15 protein-coding genes are annotated in these 17,503 nt (G+C 40.5%); 10 read left to right on the forward strand and 5 right to left on the reverse strand.

All coding sequences use genetic code 11. From position 1 onward, the window contains the following. The first annotated feature begins 25 nt into the window (after positions 1-25). From CMT41_RS03905 to CMT41_RS03930, 6 genes are all read left to right on the forward strand, one after another. The gene (locus CMT41_RS03905) at positions 26-1,552 is read left to right on the forward strand and encodes a tryptophan halogenase family protein (RefSeq protein ID WP_058026419.1); all 1,527 of its coding nucleotides are present in this window, start codon (positions 26-28) and stop codon (positions 1,550-1,552) included. A 389-nt stretch (positions 1,553-1,941) separates the two neighbouring features. Then, complete coding sequence (locus tag CMT41_RS03910; protein WP_058028132.1) at positions 1,942-4,581, forward strand: family 20 glycosylhydrolase; 2,640 nt, start codon at positions 1,942-1,944, stop codon at positions 4,579-4,581. A gap of 179 nt (positions 4,582-4,760) precedes the next feature. Further along, positions 4,761-5,666 (forward strand): N-acetylglucosamine kinase, encoded by a 906-nt coding sequence (gene nagK, locus CMT41_RS03915; protein WP_057179882.1) that lies wholly within the window; start codon positions 4,761-4,763, stop codon positions 5,664-5,666. A 60-nt stretch (positions 5,667-5,726) separates the two neighbouring features. Then, complete coding sequence (nagA, locus tag CMT41_RS03920; protein WP_058026420.1) at positions 5,727-6,857, forward strand: N-acetylglucosamine-6-phosphate deacetylase; 1,131 nt, start codon at positions 5,727-5,729, stop codon at positions 6,855-6,857. A gap of 58 nt (positions 6,858-6,915) precedes the next feature. Then, positions 6,916-8,232, forward strand: a complete 1,317-nt coding sequence (gene nagP / locus CMT41_RS03925; RefSeq protein WP_058028133.1) for an N-acetylglucosamine MFS transporter NagP — start codon at positions 6,916-6,918, stop codon at positions 8,230-8,232. Between the two features lie 348 nt (positions 8,233-8,580). After that, entirely contained in the window at positions 8,581-8,790 is a 210-nt protein-coding gene (locus CMT41_RS03930; protein WP_057179884.1) for a TIGR02922 family protein, read from the forward strand. Between the two features lie 103 nt (positions 8,791-8,893). On the opposite strand, the gene ccmE is transcribed toward CMT41_RS03930, so the two are convergent. The 5 genes from ccmE to ccmA form a co-directional block, all read right to left on the reverse strand. After that, complete coding sequence (gene ccmE / locus CMT41_RS03935) at positions 8,894-9,430, reverse strand: cytochrome c maturation protein CcmE (RefSeq protein WP_058026421.1); 537 nt, start codon at positions 9,428-9,430, stop codon at positions 8,894-8,896. Then, complete coding sequence (ccmD, locus tag CMT41_RS03940; RefSeq protein WP_058026422.1) at positions 9,430-9,675, reverse strand: heme exporter protein CcmD; 246 nt, start codon at positions 9,673-9,675, stop codon at positions 9,430-9,432. Before ccmD ends, ccmE begins: the two co-directional genes overlap by 1 nt. A 28-nt stretch (positions 9,676-9,703) precedes the next feature. Continuing rightward, entirely contained in the window at positions 9,704-10,447 is a 744-nt protein-coding gene (locus CMT41_RS03945) for a heme ABC transporter permease (RefSeq protein ID WP_057179887.1), read from the reverse strand. 810 nt (positions 10,448-11,257) lie between these two features. Then, positions 11,258-11,911 carry a heme exporter protein CcmB gene (gene ccmB, locus CMT41_RS03950; protein ID WP_058028134.1) on the reverse strand — a complete coding sequence of 218 codons (654 nt, stop codon included), beginning with the start codon at positions 11,909-11,911 and terminating at the stop codon, positions 11,258-11,260. 154 nt (positions 11,912-12,065) lie between these two features. Continuing rightward, positions 12,066-12,710 carry a cytochrome c biogenesis heme-transporting ATPase CcmA gene (ccmA, locus tag CMT41_RS03955; protein ID WP_057179890.1) on the reverse strand — a complete coding sequence of 215 codons (645 nt, stop codon included), beginning with the start codon at positions 12,708-12,710 and terminating at the stop codon, positions 12,066-12,068. A 336-nt stretch (positions 12,711-13,046) separates the two neighbouring features. Here ccmA and CMT41_RS03960 point away from each other — a divergent pair, with 336 nt between their 5' ends. The 4 genes from CMT41_RS03960 to ccmI are packed head-to-tail and all read left to right on the forward strand — an operon-like array spanning position 13,047 to position 17,459. Next, positions 13,047-15,086, forward strand: coding sequence for a heme lyase CcmF/NrfE family subunit (locus CMT41_RS03960; protein ID WP_058028135.1), 2,040 nt, complete (start codon positions 13,047-13,049; stop codon positions 15,084-15,086). Positions 15,087-15,088: 2 nt separating this feature from the next. Beyond that, positions 15,089-15,637 (forward strand): DsbE family thiol:disulfide interchange protein, encoded by a 549-nt coding sequence (locus tag CMT41_RS03965; protein WP_057179899.1) that lies wholly within the window; start codon positions 15,089-15,091, stop codon positions 15,635-15,637. 1 nt (position 15,638) lies between these two features. Next, complete coding sequence (locus tag CMT41_RS03970; protein WP_082606420.1) at positions 15,639-16,106, forward strand: cytochrome c-type biogenesis protein; 468 nt, start codon at positions 15,639-15,641, stop codon at positions 16,104-16,106. A 42-nt stretch (positions 16,107-16,148) separates the two neighbouring features. After that, on the forward strand, positions 16,149-17,459 hold the full coding sequence (gene ccmI, locus CMT41_RS03975) for a c-type cytochrome biogenesis protein CcmI (protein ID WP_058026423.1): 1,311 nt from the start codon (positions 16,149-16,151) through the stop codon (positions 17,457-17,459). Positions 17,460-17,503 lie beyond the last annotated feature (44 nt).

Here is a 17,503-nt window from a genome sequence, read left to right on the forward strand (position 1 = left end):
TAGTAATATATTGCGGAGAAAGCATATGAAAATTAAACGCATAGCAATAGTTGGTGCCGGAACATCGGGATGGCTAGCTGCAAACCATCTTGGTTGTGAACTCAGTGCCGATGCCGAGATAGAAATTACAGTTATTGAATCAAAAGACGTGCCTACTATTGGCGTCGGTGAAGGCACAGTCCCTTATATTATGAAGGGATTAAAACGCTTTGGTATTTCAGAAGCCGAATTACTCAATAGCTGCGATGCAACATTCAAGCAAGGTGTTAAATTTGTTAACTGGCTCGACCCAATTAAACATGGTGAAAACTATTATTATCATTCGTTCGATGACCCCTATCCCAATGGCTTTAATGTAACGCCTTATTGGAATTCTTATGAGGGCAGTAAATCTTTTGATGATATAGGGGTTCAAGCCAGAATATCGGAACTTGGTTTATCGCCTAAAATGAAAAACTCTGGTGAGTATGAGGGGGAGCTATCTTACGCTTACCATTTTAATGCCGCCAAATTTGCTAATTTATTGGCATCGAATGCACAAAAAAGATTTAATGTTAAACATCAATTTGCCACCATTGAAGGAATTAAAAGGTGTAATGAAGGTAATATCAGCCACTTAATAACAGCGGATGGCGATGAGTTAGCTTTTGATTTTTATATTGATTGTAGTGGGTTTTCTGCTGTCCTTATCGGTAAAGGCTTAGCGGTTCCCTTTGAAAGTAAAGCAAAAGAGCTGCTTGTTGATACTGCGCTTGTGCAACCCATGCCACTGAAAGCCGATGAAGATATTAATCCTTATACAACCGCCACAGCACATAAAGCAGGTTGGATTTGGGATATTCCTTTAACAACGCGAAGGGGCACCGGCTTTGTATACTCAAGCAAGTATATGAGTGAGTCAGAGGCTTTGGCTTTATATGCTGAGTATTTAGGTGTAAATGAAAAAGATCTATCGCCTAAAAAACTGCCAATGGCGGTTGGTTACAGAAAAGAGTTTTGGTGTAAAAACTGTGTACCTTTAGGTTTAGCTCAGGGGTTTCTTGAGCCCTTAGAAGCAACCTCCATATTACTTTCTGATTTTTCAGCTGAATTATTAGCAAAAAACTTTCCACGCGACTCAACAAATATTGAAACTATTGCTCCCTATTTCAATAAGGTAGTTACTTATGTGTGGGAACGAACTGTCGATTTTATCAAGTTACATTATTGTTTGTCTGATAGAACTGATTCTGATTTTTGGTTAGATAACCAAGATGAAACTTTTTTATCAGCTGAGTTAAAAGAACGCTTGCAAAAATTTAAACTCTGCCCACCACAACAGTCTGACTTTTTCAGTCGATTTGATTTGTTTAATGAGAAAAATTTTCTTTATGTTTTATACGGTATGAAATTTGAGACACAAAAGACAATACTATCGGACAAAGAAATAGAAATGAGTCGTACTATTTTAAAAAACAATGATCGTTTAGTCGAACAAGCAGACCAGCACTTATTAAAACACAAGGATTGGTTGATGGGGCTAAAGAGTGCAATGGAAAAATCGAAATCTTAATTGATTTTTTGATATTGTTATTGCAACTTTTGTTGGGGGTTATCAAAAACAGGGCTTTGGTAATGTCGTTATTCTCCATAGATGCAAATGAGTATTTTACCACTGTCAGCTGTCTTTTTATGGCAGTAGTCGGCAAAAAGTATATCAAGTGTTCGCTTGAAAAATAGGGTGAATTCTAAATCGTAGTGTGGCTGCGTGAAGATAAAACAATCAAGTTTTACAAAAGAAAGTGGGTAATCTTGTAATTAGATTATCTTTTAATTTATTTAATTTCTATATTTTTGACAGCGCTGTCAAAATTATAGATAGTTATGATAACAATAATATCTAAAGCAGAGCAGCTTATCAAATAACGCTGTAAAAGGTCCTTTAACATGCACATTAGCAAGATGAATAAAACAGTCTTAGCGCTTACTATTGCCGCTAGCTTATCTTTACTCGGTTGTGAAAAATCTCCAGCGCCAGCCGTTGATACCGGGGAAAAAATTAACTTACAAGCCATCTATTCAGTCAGTCAAGGTGACATTGATAAAATAGCCCAGCATTTACAGGTTAGCTATCGTGTGGTTACTAATATCGCCAGTGATAAATGCGACAGTAAAGTTGCCGATGGTGCCTGTTTTGAAGTGGAGTTAACCTTTACCGCGCAACAAGCCATAGCAGCAAAAGACTGGACCATTCATTTTAGCCAAATTGCCCCAATTCAATCTTTTGAAAGTGATGATTTCAGCGTAAAACACCTAAACGGTGATTTACATCAGATCAGCTTAAAAGATAATTTTTCCGGCTTTGCTGCGGGTGAAAGTAAAAGCTTACTCTTTCGCGCACAATTCTGGTCATTAGCCGAATCCGATGTGATGCCAAATTACATTGTCAGTGCGCCCGGTATAGAGGCTAGGGTAATTGCCAGCACTAAGCCATTTATTGATACCGATTCAGGCTTAGAAATGCTGCCTCATGTTGCTAGCTTTACCGATATTGAGCGCCAGTTTAAGCGCAGCGCCGCCGATAAGACGCAATGGTTAACCCCGGAAAAACTCTATCAACGTAACGCTGTGCTCACTGAAGACCAGCTCGGCGTTGTCCAAGCAATTATTCCTACGCCTAAATCCGTGAGTATCGATGCTAATAGGGGCTATGCCAATATTAGCCAAGGTGTTGCTGTATCTTTAGGCAATGTTAACCACGCTGATGTTGATGCGGCCCTTTCACGTTTAAGTACTTTAGGCGTGAAGCAAAGTACTACCGGCTTACCACTACGCTTAAGTATTATTAAAGATGACGATAAAGTTATCGGCAGCTATAGCTTAACGGTTACAGAAAAAGCCATTACCATAGTGGGTGTTGACGGTAATGGCGTATTTAATGGCTTGCAATCATTAGCCAGTCTTGTGACCGTGGGCGAGTCGCGTATACCCATGCTAGTGATTGATGATGAACCTCATTATGTTTTTCGTGGCATGTTAGTTGATGTGGCGCGTAATTTTCACTCAAAAGAATTTATTTTAACCCTGCTTGAGCAAATGGCAGCTTACAAATTAAATAAATTACACTTACATCTAGGTGATGATGAAGGCTGGCGTTTAGAAATTCCAAGCTTACCGGAATTAACGGATATTGGCGCCAAGCGCTGTTTTGATGTTACTGAAGAGCATTGCTTAATGCCGCAACTAGGTGCAGGCATTGATGAAAACTCGTCGGTAAATGGTTATTACAGCGTCAGTGATTATCAAGAAATTTTACAAGCAGCAAGCGCGCGTCATATTCAAGTGATCCCATCACTTGATATGCCGGGTCATTCTCGTGCTGCAATTAAGGCGATGACGGCACGTTATAAAAAATATCAAGCCTTAGAAGATGAAGCAAAAGCGAAACAGTTCTTACTAGAAGATTTTGAAGATACCACCAAGTATGCATCGGTGCAATTTTATGCTGATAACACCATCAATGCTTGTTTAGAGTCTTCTTATGATTTTGTCATTGAAGTGATGACCCAGGTGAAGAAGATTCATGCCGATGCCGGTCAACCGCTGACCCGTTATCATATTGGCGCAGATGAAACCGCAGGGGCATGGTTAGACTCTCCTGCTTGTATAGATTTTGTTGCTAATAATGATAAAGGTGTCACTAAAATGAGTGAGTTAGGGGCTTATTTCATTGAACGTGTTGCCGGTATCTTATCAGAGCTTGATATTGAAACAGCGGGTTGGAGTGATGGTATGGAGCATACTAACGTCGATAATATGCCAGCTATTGTGCAAGTTAATGCTTGGGACACGCTATTTTGGGGCGGTCACGATAAGGTTCACCAGCTAGCAAACCGAGATTGGCAAGTGGTTATTTCTAGTCCTGATGTTTTATATTTTGATTTCCCCCATGAAGCGGATCCTAAGGAGCATGGCTACTATTGGGCATCACGTCATACCAATACTGAAAAAGTCTTCCAATTTATGCCGGATAACTTGCCTGTTCATGCTGAATTTTGGCTCGATAGAGAAGATAATACTTATGTTGCTGACGATACCAAAACGCCATTGGCCGCTGGGCAAAAGTTCTTAGGTATTCAGGGGCAATTGTGGAGTGAAAATGTTCGCACTGATGATATGGTGGAGCATAAGATTTTCCCACGTTTATTAGCTTTAGCTGAGCGTGCTTGGCATCTAGCTGACTGGGCGGTGCCTTATAACTATCAAGGCGCTAAATATTCATCACAGAGCAATACCTTCACCACAAAAATGCAAGCCCTGCGTGATAGCCAATGGTCTTTATTTGCTAATACCTTAGGGCAAAAAGAGTTTGCCAAGCTTGAGTTAGCTCAAGTCGATTACCGTTTACCTACCGTAGGCGCTATTGTGCAAGCAGGGAAGTTACATGCCAATATTGCCTTCCCAGGCTTAACCATAGAGTATCAAGTAAACGGCGAAAACTGGCTTATTTATCAAGATCCTATTGCAGTTTCTGGTCAGGTAAGTATCCGTAGTCGTAGTAGCAATGGTTTGAGAACCAGCCGTATCACCCAAGTAAAATAATAACGCTAAAATGATCTGACTGGTATTTATCTAGTATTATCAGTCAGTTAATTTACATTTAATTACACTTGTAATGAAAGCTTAATTTTTATCAAAAAAAACAAATGACAACGCTGTCATTTGTAGCTAAGATGAAAAAATCAAAAAATAAAAATATGAACAGTTAACATGGGATCGGTATGCTGACAAGTAGTGACAAAAACAATGAATTATTTTTAGGCATTGATGGTGGTGGCAGTAAATGCAAAACCATTATTATGAATAAAGATAATGAAATACTTGGTACAGGCATGTCAGGTCCCGGCAATCCCTTGCATGGTTTTGAGCAAGCAACACATTCTATTACTGAGTCGGCTAAATTGGCGTTAGCTGATGCAGGTTTAGCCCATATCAAACTGGATGAGCTAGTTGCCGGTGTTGGTTTAGCGGGTGTTAATTTACCTGGGCTCTATGAGCAAATGGCTGCTTGGCAGCATCCTTTTAAAGCGATGCATTTAGCGACCGATTTATTAATTGCTTGTTTAGGTGCCCATAACGGTAGTGATGGCGCGGTGATTATCGCCGGTACCGGTTCTTGTGGCTTTGTTTGTGTCGATGAACAACACACTATCGTTGGCGCTCATGGTTTTCCCCATGGCGATAAAGGCAGCGGTGCTTGGTTTGGCTTACAAGGGGTTAAACAGGTTTTATTATCTCTTGATGGCTTGGTCGCACCAACCTTGATGTCAGCTGTATTGTTGAAAAAACTTAACTGCAAAGACGATACTGATTTAGTTGAAGCCGTTGCCAGTCAAAAGGCGACCTACTATGCCCAGCAAGCAAACTTAGTTTTTGATGCCGCAGAGCTAGGCGATAAAGTTGCCTTGGCTATTGTCTATGAGGGTGCTGAATATATTAACGCCATTGCGCGGACTTTAGCGGAAAAAAAGCCACCACGTATGTCTATGCTTGGCGGACTAACACCGAGATTAAAATCTTGGTTAGCAGGCGATATAAAGGCGAATCTTGCTGAGCCATTAAACCCACCGGAAGTTGGTTCAATACTTTTTGCTCGGCAGCAACAAGCTAAACAGTCGGCACAGTAATCGGCGTAATGCCAGTATAATTCAATATAACCACTTGAACTTGATAAATTAGGACAGCTAATGACACCAATGCGCTTCCATGCTAAACGACTATTTGACGGACATGCTTTTCTTGATGATCAAGTGTTGACTATAGTGGCCGGTAAAATTACCGACATTGACCAAAACACCAGTAAGGTAGATGTTACCGCGAAAGGACTTGTGGTTCCTGGTTATATCGACTTACAAGTTAACGGTGGTGGCGGGGCATTATTTAACGACTCACCCTCGGTTGATAAGCTAAAAATAATCATGGCTGCTCATGCTCGGTTTGGTACTACAGCTATGATGCCCACTTTGATTAGCGATAAAATTGAAGTAATGCAGCAAGCCGCCGATGCTATTGCCCAAGCAATATCAACTGGTGTCGCTGGTATTCTTGGTATTCATTTCGAAGGGCCACATTTATCAATCGAGAAAAAAGGCACTCATTGTGCTGATTATATCCGCGGTCTTTCCTCCGCAGAGTGGCAGGTTCTTTCCCGTCAAGATATTGGCCAGGTTATTGTCACCCTAGCACCCGAAACAGTCAGTACTGATGATATTAAGCGTATGGTTAAGTTAGGTATTAAAGTTTGCTTAGGTCATAGCAATGCCGATTATCAAACAACTCAACAAGCAATCGATGCCGGCGCTAGTGGCTTTACTCATCTATTTAATGCTATGTCGCCATTACAGGGGCGTGAGCCTGGCGTTGTTGGCGCGGCGCTATTAAACAACAACACTAGCTGTGGCTTAATTGTTGATGGTTTTCATGTCGATTACGCCAGTTGTAAATTAGCGATTCAAGCTAAACCCCGAGGTAAAATATTCTTAGTCACTGACGCTATGCCGCCAGTGGGTACCACACTAACTCAATTCGCTTTATATGACCGCACTGTTTATGTTGATAATGGCAAACTTACCTCAACCACGGGGGAGCTAGCTGGCTCTTCGTTAGATATGGCTAGTGCCGTTAAAAATACCCACCAAGGCTTGGGTATTCCTTTAGATGAAGCACTTCGTATGGGCAGCTTGTACCCGGCACAATATTTATATCAAAACCAAGCTGTTATTCGTGGTGAACTTATGCCAGGAAAACAAGCTGATATGGTGGTATTAAATGATGACTTATCGGTAAAAGAGACTTGGATTTCAGGTCAGAAAATTTAATTTACACTAATAATTTTACGCAAAAACTATAATAACAATGCAAGATAACGAGGAAGTTATGGAAATGTCACTCACGCAAGAAAAACAAGAGAAAAAACAGAGTAATGTCGTGCCGATGATAATCGTCGCTGGGCTATTCTTTATTCTAGGTTTCGTCACCTGGTTAAATGGCTCCTTGATGCCTTACTTGCAACAGGTTTTGCAACTAAGCCCCTTTCAAGCATCACTTATATTATTTTCATTTTATATCGCGGTGACCTTTACCGCGCTACCTTCTGCCTTGGTTATCCGTAAAGTGGGCTATAAAAATGGCATGGCGCTAGGCCTAGCTACGATGACATTTGCCGCTTTATTGTTTATTCCCGCCGCTAAAACACAAATGTTTCCTTTATTTTTGTTAGCTCAATTAGTAATGGGCGCAGGACAAACATTACTGCAAACAGCCGTTAACCCTTACGTTGTCCGTATTGGCCCTGAAGAGTCAGCGGCAGCACGTATTTCAATTATGGGCATCTTAAATAAAGGTGCTGGTGTGGTAGCGCCTATCGTATTTACTGCCTTAATCTTAAGTGGCTTTACTGATACCGTTGGTGTTGAATTAACACAAGGTCAAATTGATGACATGGCAAATAGCTTAATTACCCCGTATTTAGGACTTGCTATTTTTATTGGTGTATTAGCTTTTGGCATCAAAAAAGCTCCTTTACCTGAACTACCGAGTGAAGAAGAAGAGGGTGAACATAAAGGTCAACTAAAAGAGGCGCTTGCTCACCCTAACTTGGCACTTGGTGTTGTTGCACTATTTTTATATGTGGCAGTAGAAGTTATCGCCGGCGATACTATTGGTGCTTTCGCACTGGCTTTAGGGGTTGAAAGCTATAGTGTGATGACTTCATATACCATGGCTTGTATGGTATTTGGTTATATTTTAGGTATTACCCTTATCCCTAGGTTTATTTCGCAACAAAAAGCCTTGATGGTTTCTGCCGTTTTTGGTTTAGTGTTAAGTTTTGGTGTTATTTTGGGTGATAACAATTCGTTTGCCATTGCTAACTCACTGTCCTTTATCCTTGGTGGTGCGCAATTACCCGATACCTTGATTTTAATTGCTTTCTTAGGACTTGCTAATGCCATTGTCTGGCCTGCTATTTTTCCATTAGCACTTTCAGGTATGGGTAAGTTAACCAGTGTTGGCTCTGCGCTTTTAGTTATGGGGATTTCAGGTGGTGCATTTGGTCCATTATTCTGGAGTATAGCAAGTGGTAGTAGCGGTCAAGCGGTAGATCTTCAAGGCGGTTATATTGTTATGTTACCTTGTTATTTGTTTATTTTATTCTACGCTGTTAAAGGCTGCAACATGAAATCTTGGAAATAATTGCTTAAATTAGTGCTTGCTACGTTTATTTTAGAGTGGCATTTAAAACGCTAGTAACAATAACCTCAATGCTGCCTTGTTTAAACTAGGTAAGCTTGAGGTTTTTTTATGATTAAAATTCAATAGTTTAACCTATAGTTAATAATGTCATAGCATATGAAATATTATTGTTTAAAACATGGCTTACTGGTTGGTCCAGGTGTTGACGTACTGGTCGAACCATTATAGTATTAGCTCACTGGTTAAGGTCTGACCACTTTTATGGCCTTGGCAAATGAAAGTGGCTAGCTACTTTAGCGGGAAGTAAATAAAAAAACTAAACTTTAAATGATTTAAAAGGATTTAATTATGTCTGCAGCTAAAAGGAAAGTAACCGTTATCTATTGCTGTGATGACGACTTAGCTATGTATCGGAAAACACAAACCTTTAACCTAAACGCCTATGGCGATATGATCATTCCACAAGAATTTAAACGTGGTAAAACCATAGTGGCGGTTTGTGACGGTGACGTTAACGTGATTAATAGCGTTGGTGATAAACTTGTTGATGAGTATTAGCATTGATAAACAATGGCAGTAATAAACACTGCTATTGATAATGTGGTTAAGTAAAAAAACAAAAAAAGGTGACAGCAATGTCACCTTTGTTGTGTCTATCTCATTAATAGCCGTTAGTACTTTTACTTTGTAGTTGTTTATCCGTGTAAGTGGCTTTTTCATGTTTTTTACCAGCAGCCTCAGCTAGCTCTGCCGGCATATAGTTTTCATCATGTTTAGCAAGTACTTCACTGGCTTCAATACTTAAGCCAGTAAGCGGGTGGTCGACTAGCGTGCCATTGGCGACTATGCCTTGGCCTTCACGAAATAGATCTGGCAAGATTCCTTCATAATAGACAGTAACCGTAATGTCGCTATCTTTGAAGACAATAGGCATGGTCATATCACTGAGCTTAAATGATACTTTTAAGTTCTCAGGGTCGCGCTTTACCGTTCCAGGGACCACTAAGCCACCAATGCGAAGACGTTGGCCAAAAATTGGTTTTAAACCGGTCTCTTTTTTACCCTGAGTGATCTCAGAAGGGGTAAAAAATAAATCAATATTTTGACTTAATGCATATAAAACAAGGCCAAAGACAGCGCTGATGCCAATCAGGATAGAGGCGACCATAGCTAGACGTTTTTTACGGCGTGGATTCATTATTCAGGTACCTTATTTAATTCTCTATTGTGGAGTTCATGTTGTTGCTTGCGCAGGTCTTTGGCTTGGCGGAGTTTATCTTCTCGCTGCTTGCGCTTAGCTATTTGGTCGATGATCTGCTGATGACCAGCTTTAGAGCTGATCAATAAAAGGCTAAGTATCAAAGCGGTGGCACCAAAAGAAAGCCAGACATAGAAACCATATCCGCCCATATTGATGAAATCGCTAAAACTATTAAATTGCATTGAGTGCTCTCCAACTTGATGCTAATTATTAACGGGTATGATTTTTTACTAACTCACGCACCCAAGGACGAATACTATTGCGCGCTAAAATTTCATTACGAAAACGCAGGCTGATAATTACAGCAACTAATAAAGAAAATCCAATAAAACAAAAGATAAATGGCCATAGCATCTCAAGTGCCATCGATGGTTTCTCTAGCTTACTTAACGTTGATCCTTGATGAAGAGTATTCCACCAGTCAACAGAGTACTTAATAATTGGAATGTTGACCACACCAACTAGGGTTAATATTCCTGCCGCTTTACCGGCTAAGTTTTTATCTTCAAAAGCATTGTGTAAAGCAATAACCCCTAAATATAAAAACAATAAAATGAGCTCTGACGTTAAACGTGCATCCCAAATCCACCATGTGCCCCACATAGGTTTACCCCAAGCAGCACCGGTAATTAACGCTATAGCCGTAAATGCAGCACCGACCGGCGCCATGGCAGCAGCAGAGGCATCAGCAAGTTTTAATTGCCATACTAAACTGCTAAATGCTGCGATGGCCATGGCAAAATAAATGCCCATAGACAAAGAGGCTGCCGGTACATGAACATAGAAAATACGAAAGCTGTCACCTTGCTGATAATCAGCAGGGGCAAATAGTAGTGCCCATACTAAGCCTATACTCAGGAATATTGCCGCAAGCGCACTTAGCCAAGGTAATAACTTATTGGTGAGGCGATAAGATACTTCCGGGTTTGCGTAAGGGTGTAACCATTTCCACATTTATTTATTCTCACTATTTTTGTCGGTTATAAGGCAGGGTTACCGTGTTATTTCTCATGGTAAAGTAACAGTGCTATTTAGTGTTTATCGTGTCTATATTGAGCGTTACCATTTCCACGTACCGCCTATTCATGTTAATTACTACTCACTATTTTTTGTCGGTTATAAGGCAGGGTTACCGTGTTATTTCTCATGGCAAAGTAACAGTGCTATTTAGTGTTTATCGTGTCTATATTGAGCGTTAGCATTTCCACGTACCGCCTATCATGTTAATTACTACTTACTATTTTTTGTCGGTTATAAGGCAGGGTTACCGTGTTATTTCTCATGGCAAAGTAACAGTGCTATTTAGTGTTTATCGTGTCTATATTGAGCGTTACCATTTCCACGTACCGCCTATCATGTTAATTACTACTCACTATTTTTTGTTGGTTATAAGGCAGGGTTACCGTGTTATTTCTCATGGCAAAGTAACAGTGCTATTTAGTGTTTATCGTGTCTATATTGAGCGTTACCATTTCCACGTATCGCCTATCATGTTAATTACTACTCACTATTTTTTGTCGGTTATAAGGCAGGGTTACCGTGTTATTTCTCATGGCAAAGTAACAGTGCTATTTAGTGTTTATCGTGTCTATATTGAGCGTTACCATTTCCACATACCGCCTATCATGTTAATTACTACTCACTATTTTTTGTCGGTTATAAGGCAGGGTTACCGTGTTATTTCTCATGGTAAAGTAACAGTGATATTTAGTGTTTATCGTGTCTATATTGAGCGTTACCATTTCCACATACCGCCTATTCATGTTAATTGGTACTCACTTTTAGGGCGGCGCCCACAGCAAAGGGGGCGAGCGTTAAAGAGCCAAAGAACAATGCGCCGATTATAGCAAGTTGGCCGCTGTAAGGTAAACCAAGTGCGGCAGTGTCTATGGCGCTGGTAGCAAAAATTAATACTGGGATGTATAGCGGTAACACCAGTAAACTGAGTAACACACCGCCTTTTTTAATCCCCACGGTAAGGGCAACACCAACCGCGCCTAATAAGCTAAGCACCGGTGTGCCGAGTAATAGAGTAAGCATTAAGGCGGTGTAACTGTTTTCATCTAGATGCAGTAACACCGCTAACAGTGGTGCTATTAAGATAAGTGGCAAACCGGTTATTAACCAATGAGCAAATATTTTAGCTAATACTAACAAAAAAATAGGATGAGGGCTTAGCAGCATTTGCTCAAGGGAACCATCGAGGTGATCTGATTTAAATAAGCGGTCTAACGATAATAGCGTTGCTAAAAGGGCTGCTACCCAAATAATGCCGGGGGCAATCCGGCTTAAGGTTTGCGTTTCAGGACCTATGCCTAAAGGGAAGAGTGTAATGACAATAACAAAAAATAATAATGGATTAATGATGTCATCTTTATGTCGCATGGCAATGGTAAGATCGCGCTTTAATACCAACATAAAGGCATGGCGATAAGAAAGCTGCTGTGATAACTGCGTGTTATTGTCGAGATTAGCTGTTACGGTTGCAGTTTCGTGCGCAGACTGGGCTTTTAAGGTCATTAGGTTACTTCTCTAAACGCTCTAAACGAAATACATATTAATCGAAGCACCATCAATAACTGTAATCTAAAGTGATTTTTTTGATTTGCTCTGGCTTAATGCTAATTAAATCTTGATGCGTGGTTAAGATAACACAGCCACCGCGCTCTGCCTGTTGAGCAAACAGCTGTTCTAAGCTGGCAACGCCTTGTTTATCGATGGCAGTAAAAGGCTCATCTAAAATCCAAATAGGCGCATGACTTTGATATAAACGCGCTAAAGCAATACGTCTATGCTGACCGGCACTTAAATGTGAGGCTAAGCTGTCTTCAAAGCCAGACAGATTTACCTTGGCTAAATACGCTAAAGTATCGGCATTTTTGTTACCATGTAAGGCCAAATTAAAATCAAGATTTTCTTCTGCGGTCATCTCACCTTTTACCCCGGCTAAGTGGCCGAAATAGAGCAGGTTTTGTTGATATTCTTCTCGACAGCGATTGATCGCTTGGTTTTTATAGTGAACTTGACCATCATAAGGCTGAGACAAACCTGATAAAATACGCAATAAACTGGTTTTACCTGAGCCATTAGGGCCTTCAACTTGCACTATATCGCCCGCATGAATATCGATTGACAATTCATCAAATAATAAGCGTTCTTCGCGAATACAGGTAAGCTTTACCGCACTGAGCAAGGGAGTTGAGGTTTGTTTAGGCAATGTCTTCACTTTTTCTTTATCTATGTTGGTTAAAATCTACCGCTTTAAGTGTGCCGGGTGAATGCTAACGTTGTTGGTCGAATAACTTTTGCTATGGATCGTATAATCACTTTGCTCGATATACTAACATAGCCAAGATTAACATAGCCCAATAAAGTTGTAACATTATGAAACAATTCGAGCAGTTAATTTACATTAATATTTGCATCAATAAAATGTTAGTATGACGCGGTAATTTTTAGCCTTATTAGTATCGATAACTAATTATTCAAGGTTAATTGTTTTTTTTGAAGTAGAGCGGAGAACCCAATGATACCTGACCTGGTAGCAACCCAGATGCCTGAGCTTATACCTGAGCTTGGTCACTTAGCCCTTATTATTGCTTTTGCATTTTCTATTTGCTTAAGCTTGATTCCGTTAATAGGTGTTCATAGCCCGGAGCATAGTTCTTTAAAGAAGCTTATGACCTATGCTAAACCACTGGCCTACGGTATGTTTTTCTTTACCGGTATCAGTCTTATTATTCTCGGCTACAGTTTTGTCATTGATGATTTCTCCGTTAAATATATTGCCAATCATTCTAATACCCATTTACCCTATTACTTTAAAGTAAGCGCTGTTTGGGGCGGTCATGAAGGCTCATTATTATTGTGGGTCTTCTCTTTAACCGCATGGACTGCTGCAGTTGCACGTTTTTCAAACGGTATTGAAGAAGAGTTTATCTCCCGTGTTTTAGCGGTAATGGGTATGATTGCTATAGGTTTTATCGCTTTTACCTTATTAACATCGAACCCATTTGAACGTTTATGGCCGAATGTACCCATGGAAGGCCGGGATTTAAACCCCCTATTACAAGATGTTGGTTTAATTATCCACCCGCCCTTACTCTATTTTGGCTATGTTGGCTTTGCTGTCTCCTTTGCTTTTGCTGTTGCCGCTTTAATGGCTGGCAAGATGGATGCCGCTTGGGCTCGTTGGTCTCGTCCTTGGACAATTGGTGCTTGGACGTTCTTAACCATAGGTATAGCGCTAGGTAGTTGGTGGGCATACTATGAACTTGGCTGGGGCGGTTGGTGGTTCTGGGATCCAGTTGAAAATGCATCCTTTATGCCTTGGCTTGTTGGTACGGCACTGATCCACTCTTTAGCGGTAACAGAAAAACGTGGTATCTTTAAAAACTGGACTATTTTACTGGCAATATTTGCTTTTGGCTTAAGTTTATTAGGCACCTTCTTAGTACGCTCAGGGGTGATTACCTCGGTACACTCCTTTGCGGCCGATCCGGGTAGAGGTATCTTTATTTTAGTGCTGTTGGCGATAGCTATGGGTGGAGCGTTAACCCTGTATGCCTTCAGAGCGAATAAAGTGGCGAGTTTTTCACGCTTTGCTTTTTACTCCCGAGAAACAGCACTATTATTGTGTAACGTCATTTTGGTTATTGCTACGGTAACCGTACTGCTTGGCACCTTGTATCCATTATTGGTTGATGCCTTAGGTTACGGCAAAATCTCAGTGGGTCCTCCTTATTTTAATGCCGTTTTTATCCCGATAATGAGTATTCTTTTCATCTTTATGGGTGTTGGTCCTTTAATTCGTTGGAAAAAAGCTAAAAAAGGCGAGTTACGTAAGCAATTATTTAAACCCTCGGTATTTAGTATTGCCTTTGGTTTAATGTTTCCAGTGGTTTATGGTGGCGAATTCAATGCCTTGGTGGCCATGGGGATTACCTTAGCAACTTGGGTTTTCTTAATCGTGGTTAAAGAAGTTAAAAATCAGTATCAATTAGCCGGAAAAATAACCACCAGTCATTTAGGTATGGCAACTGCGCACGCGGGTATTGCTATCACTATTGTTGGCGTCACTATCGTTTCCATGTATGAAACTGAAACCAATGTAAAAATGTTCCTCAATGACAGAGTCACTGTTTCAGGTTATGAGATTGAGTTCAAAGGCATTAAACATGTCGAGGGGCCAAACTATAGTGCTGAGCAGGGACAAATCAATATCTATAAAATTAATGGTTCGGGCGAAAGTGACTTTGTTACTTTACTCCAACCTGAGCGTCGACAATACCGTGTGCAAACCATGGGCATGACTGAAGCAGGTATTGATGCCGGTTTATTTCGTGATGTCTATGTCGCCTTAGGTGATCCATTACCTGGTGGTGCTTGGGCAATACGTGTGCACTATAAGCCATTTGTTCGTTGGATTTGGTTAGGTGCTCTTTTCATGGGGCTTGGTGGTATTCTTTCAATACTGGATAAACGCTATCGCCGTAAAAAGCCTGTGGTGGCTAAATCAGCGGTAGTGGCAGATTCACTTATTAATCCGCTAGCCATTTCACCTACCAGTACGGCAAAAGTGTCGGAGACATAATGATGGGCCAGTTAATACGTTTTTTGCCGCTGTTGTTAGTCATCGCTTTAGGTGTGGTGTTATATCGTGGCTTATCACTTAATCCGCAAGCTATGCCATCGGCATTAGTGGGCAAAGCTATGCCAGATTTTGCCCTGAAAACACTTAGCAATAGTGACAAAGTAGTCACGCAAGCAGATCTGCTCGGTGATATTGTCTTAGTTAATGTGTGGGCGACTTGGTGTCCTACCTGTAAGTATGAACACCCCTATTTGGTTGATGTGGCGAAAGACCCTCAGGTTAAACTGTATGGCTTGAACTATAAAGATGAACGTATTGCCGCACAGCAGTGGTTGCAGGATTATGAAGACCCCTATGTATTTTCTATTTTTGATGAAGAAGGGTCTTTAGGGCTTGATCTTGGTGTTTATGGTGCGCCGGAAACGTTTGTTATTGATCATCACGGTATTATTCGTAAGCGTTTTGCCGGTGCCATTGATACAAAAGTATGGCGACGCGAATTTGCGCCATTAATTGCTCAGCTCATTGAAGAAAAAAAGCAGGGAAAATAACATGCGTATATTCAGTCTAGTTATACTTTTGTTGACGTTAGCGTTTAGTGTTAATCAGGCGCAAGCAAGTCCAGTCGATACATATGAGTTTCGTGATGAAGTCACTAAAATTCGCTTTCAAGCGTTAACTAAAGAGCTACGCTGTCCCAAGTGTCAAAATCAAAATTTAGCCGGTTCAAATTCACCTATTGCGGCTGATTTGCGTAAAGAGCTTTATGAGTTATTGCAGCAAGGTAAAGCAGACAGTGAAATTGTCAACTTTATGGTAGAGCGCTATGGCGAGTTTGTTTTATATCGCCCAAGAGTCTCTGCTCTGACCTACATATTATGGTTTGGTCCTGCACTCCTTATTTTGTTAGGTATTATTGTCGTTATTGTCGTTGTGCGGAGAAAACCCGTGGCTAAAGAAGTCTTGGTGTTAACAGCCGAGCAAGAAGATAAGTTGAAAAACTTATTGAATGACAAATAACCGTTACCACTCGAACCATTAACAGAAGTAGTAGATAGCATTATGGAATTTTTAGTAATAAGCCTTATATTTTTAATTTTATTATTATTGATGGTATGGCGACCTTTCTTTAAACAGAATAGCCAAGACGTTTGTCTAGAAAGTAACGTGCGTGATGAAACCAATGTGCGTTTATATCAGGAGCACAAAAAAGAGCTAGAAAAGGACTATAGCGAAGGTGGTATTGATGAAGAAAATTATCAATACCTGCTGGCTGAACTCAATCGTACTTTACTACAAGATATTGAGCATAGTAGCCAAGACGTAAATACTACTGCAAATATAAGTAAGCCATATTCACCTTTATGGCCGTTAGGATTAAGTGTATTTATTCTGATTTTTTCTGTGGCGCTATATGACAAACAGGGTAGTTACAAACTGCTCACCGAATTACCTGCAGGCCATGTTCAGCAACAAGTTATGTCACAAGATAACATGCAACAGCAACGTGAAAATCAAGCCATGGCACATATTGAAAAGTTGCTACAGCATATTGAAGATAAACCACAAGATAGTGAAACTTGGTATAACTTAGGGCAAACTTATGTTGCTGTTGGCAGCTTTGACGAAGCGATTGCGGCGTTTACCCAAGTGATCAACATTGAAGGGGAGCATGCTGATTTATTAGGGGCTATTGCTCAAGCGCTTTATTATAAAAATGACCAAAAAATTAATGGCCAAGTACAAGAATATATTGATAAAGCCTTAGCCCTTGATGTTAATGACCCCTCAACCAATATTTTACTCGGTATGCATAATTTTATTGGTGAAAATTATCAACAAGCCATTACTTATTGGCAGCGGGTAATTGATGCTAATAATCAAGGGGTTAATATTGCCGCCCTGCAAGAGGCTGTAGCAGAGTCTAAAAGTAGACTCGGTATTTCAACCAGTAACTCAGCAGCTAACGCAGCAAGTAATACCGCGCTTAATTCTAGCCAGAGCGCACACGATAGTTCAGGCCCACAATTGAAAGTGAGTGTCAGCCTGTCTGATGATCTTGCCAAGCAGTTAGCGCAAGGCGAAGACCGCGTAGTCTTTATTTATGCAATACCGACCAATGGTCAACGTATGCCACTTGCGGCGGTTAAAATGAAAGCCAGTGATCTACCGACCGTTATCGTATTAAATAATAGCCAAGCAATGAGCAGTGAACATACTATCGGTAGTGTCGATAAAGTACATGTCTATGCCATTGTCTCAATGCAAGGGGGTGTGGGTATTAAATCAGGTGACTTTAAAGCGGAAGCCCTTGGTGTCGAGGTAAACCGTACTGAAACCCTTGAACTTATAGTGAATGAACTAGTTGAGTAGTCTGGTAGAGTAATTGCCCAGGGGTAATTCAATAACTTAAAAAT

Source organism: Colwellia sp. MT41, assembly GCF_001444365.1.
GTDB lineage: Bacteria > Pseudomonadota > Gammaproteobacteria > Enterobacterales > Alteromonadaceae > Colwellia > Colwellia marinimaniae.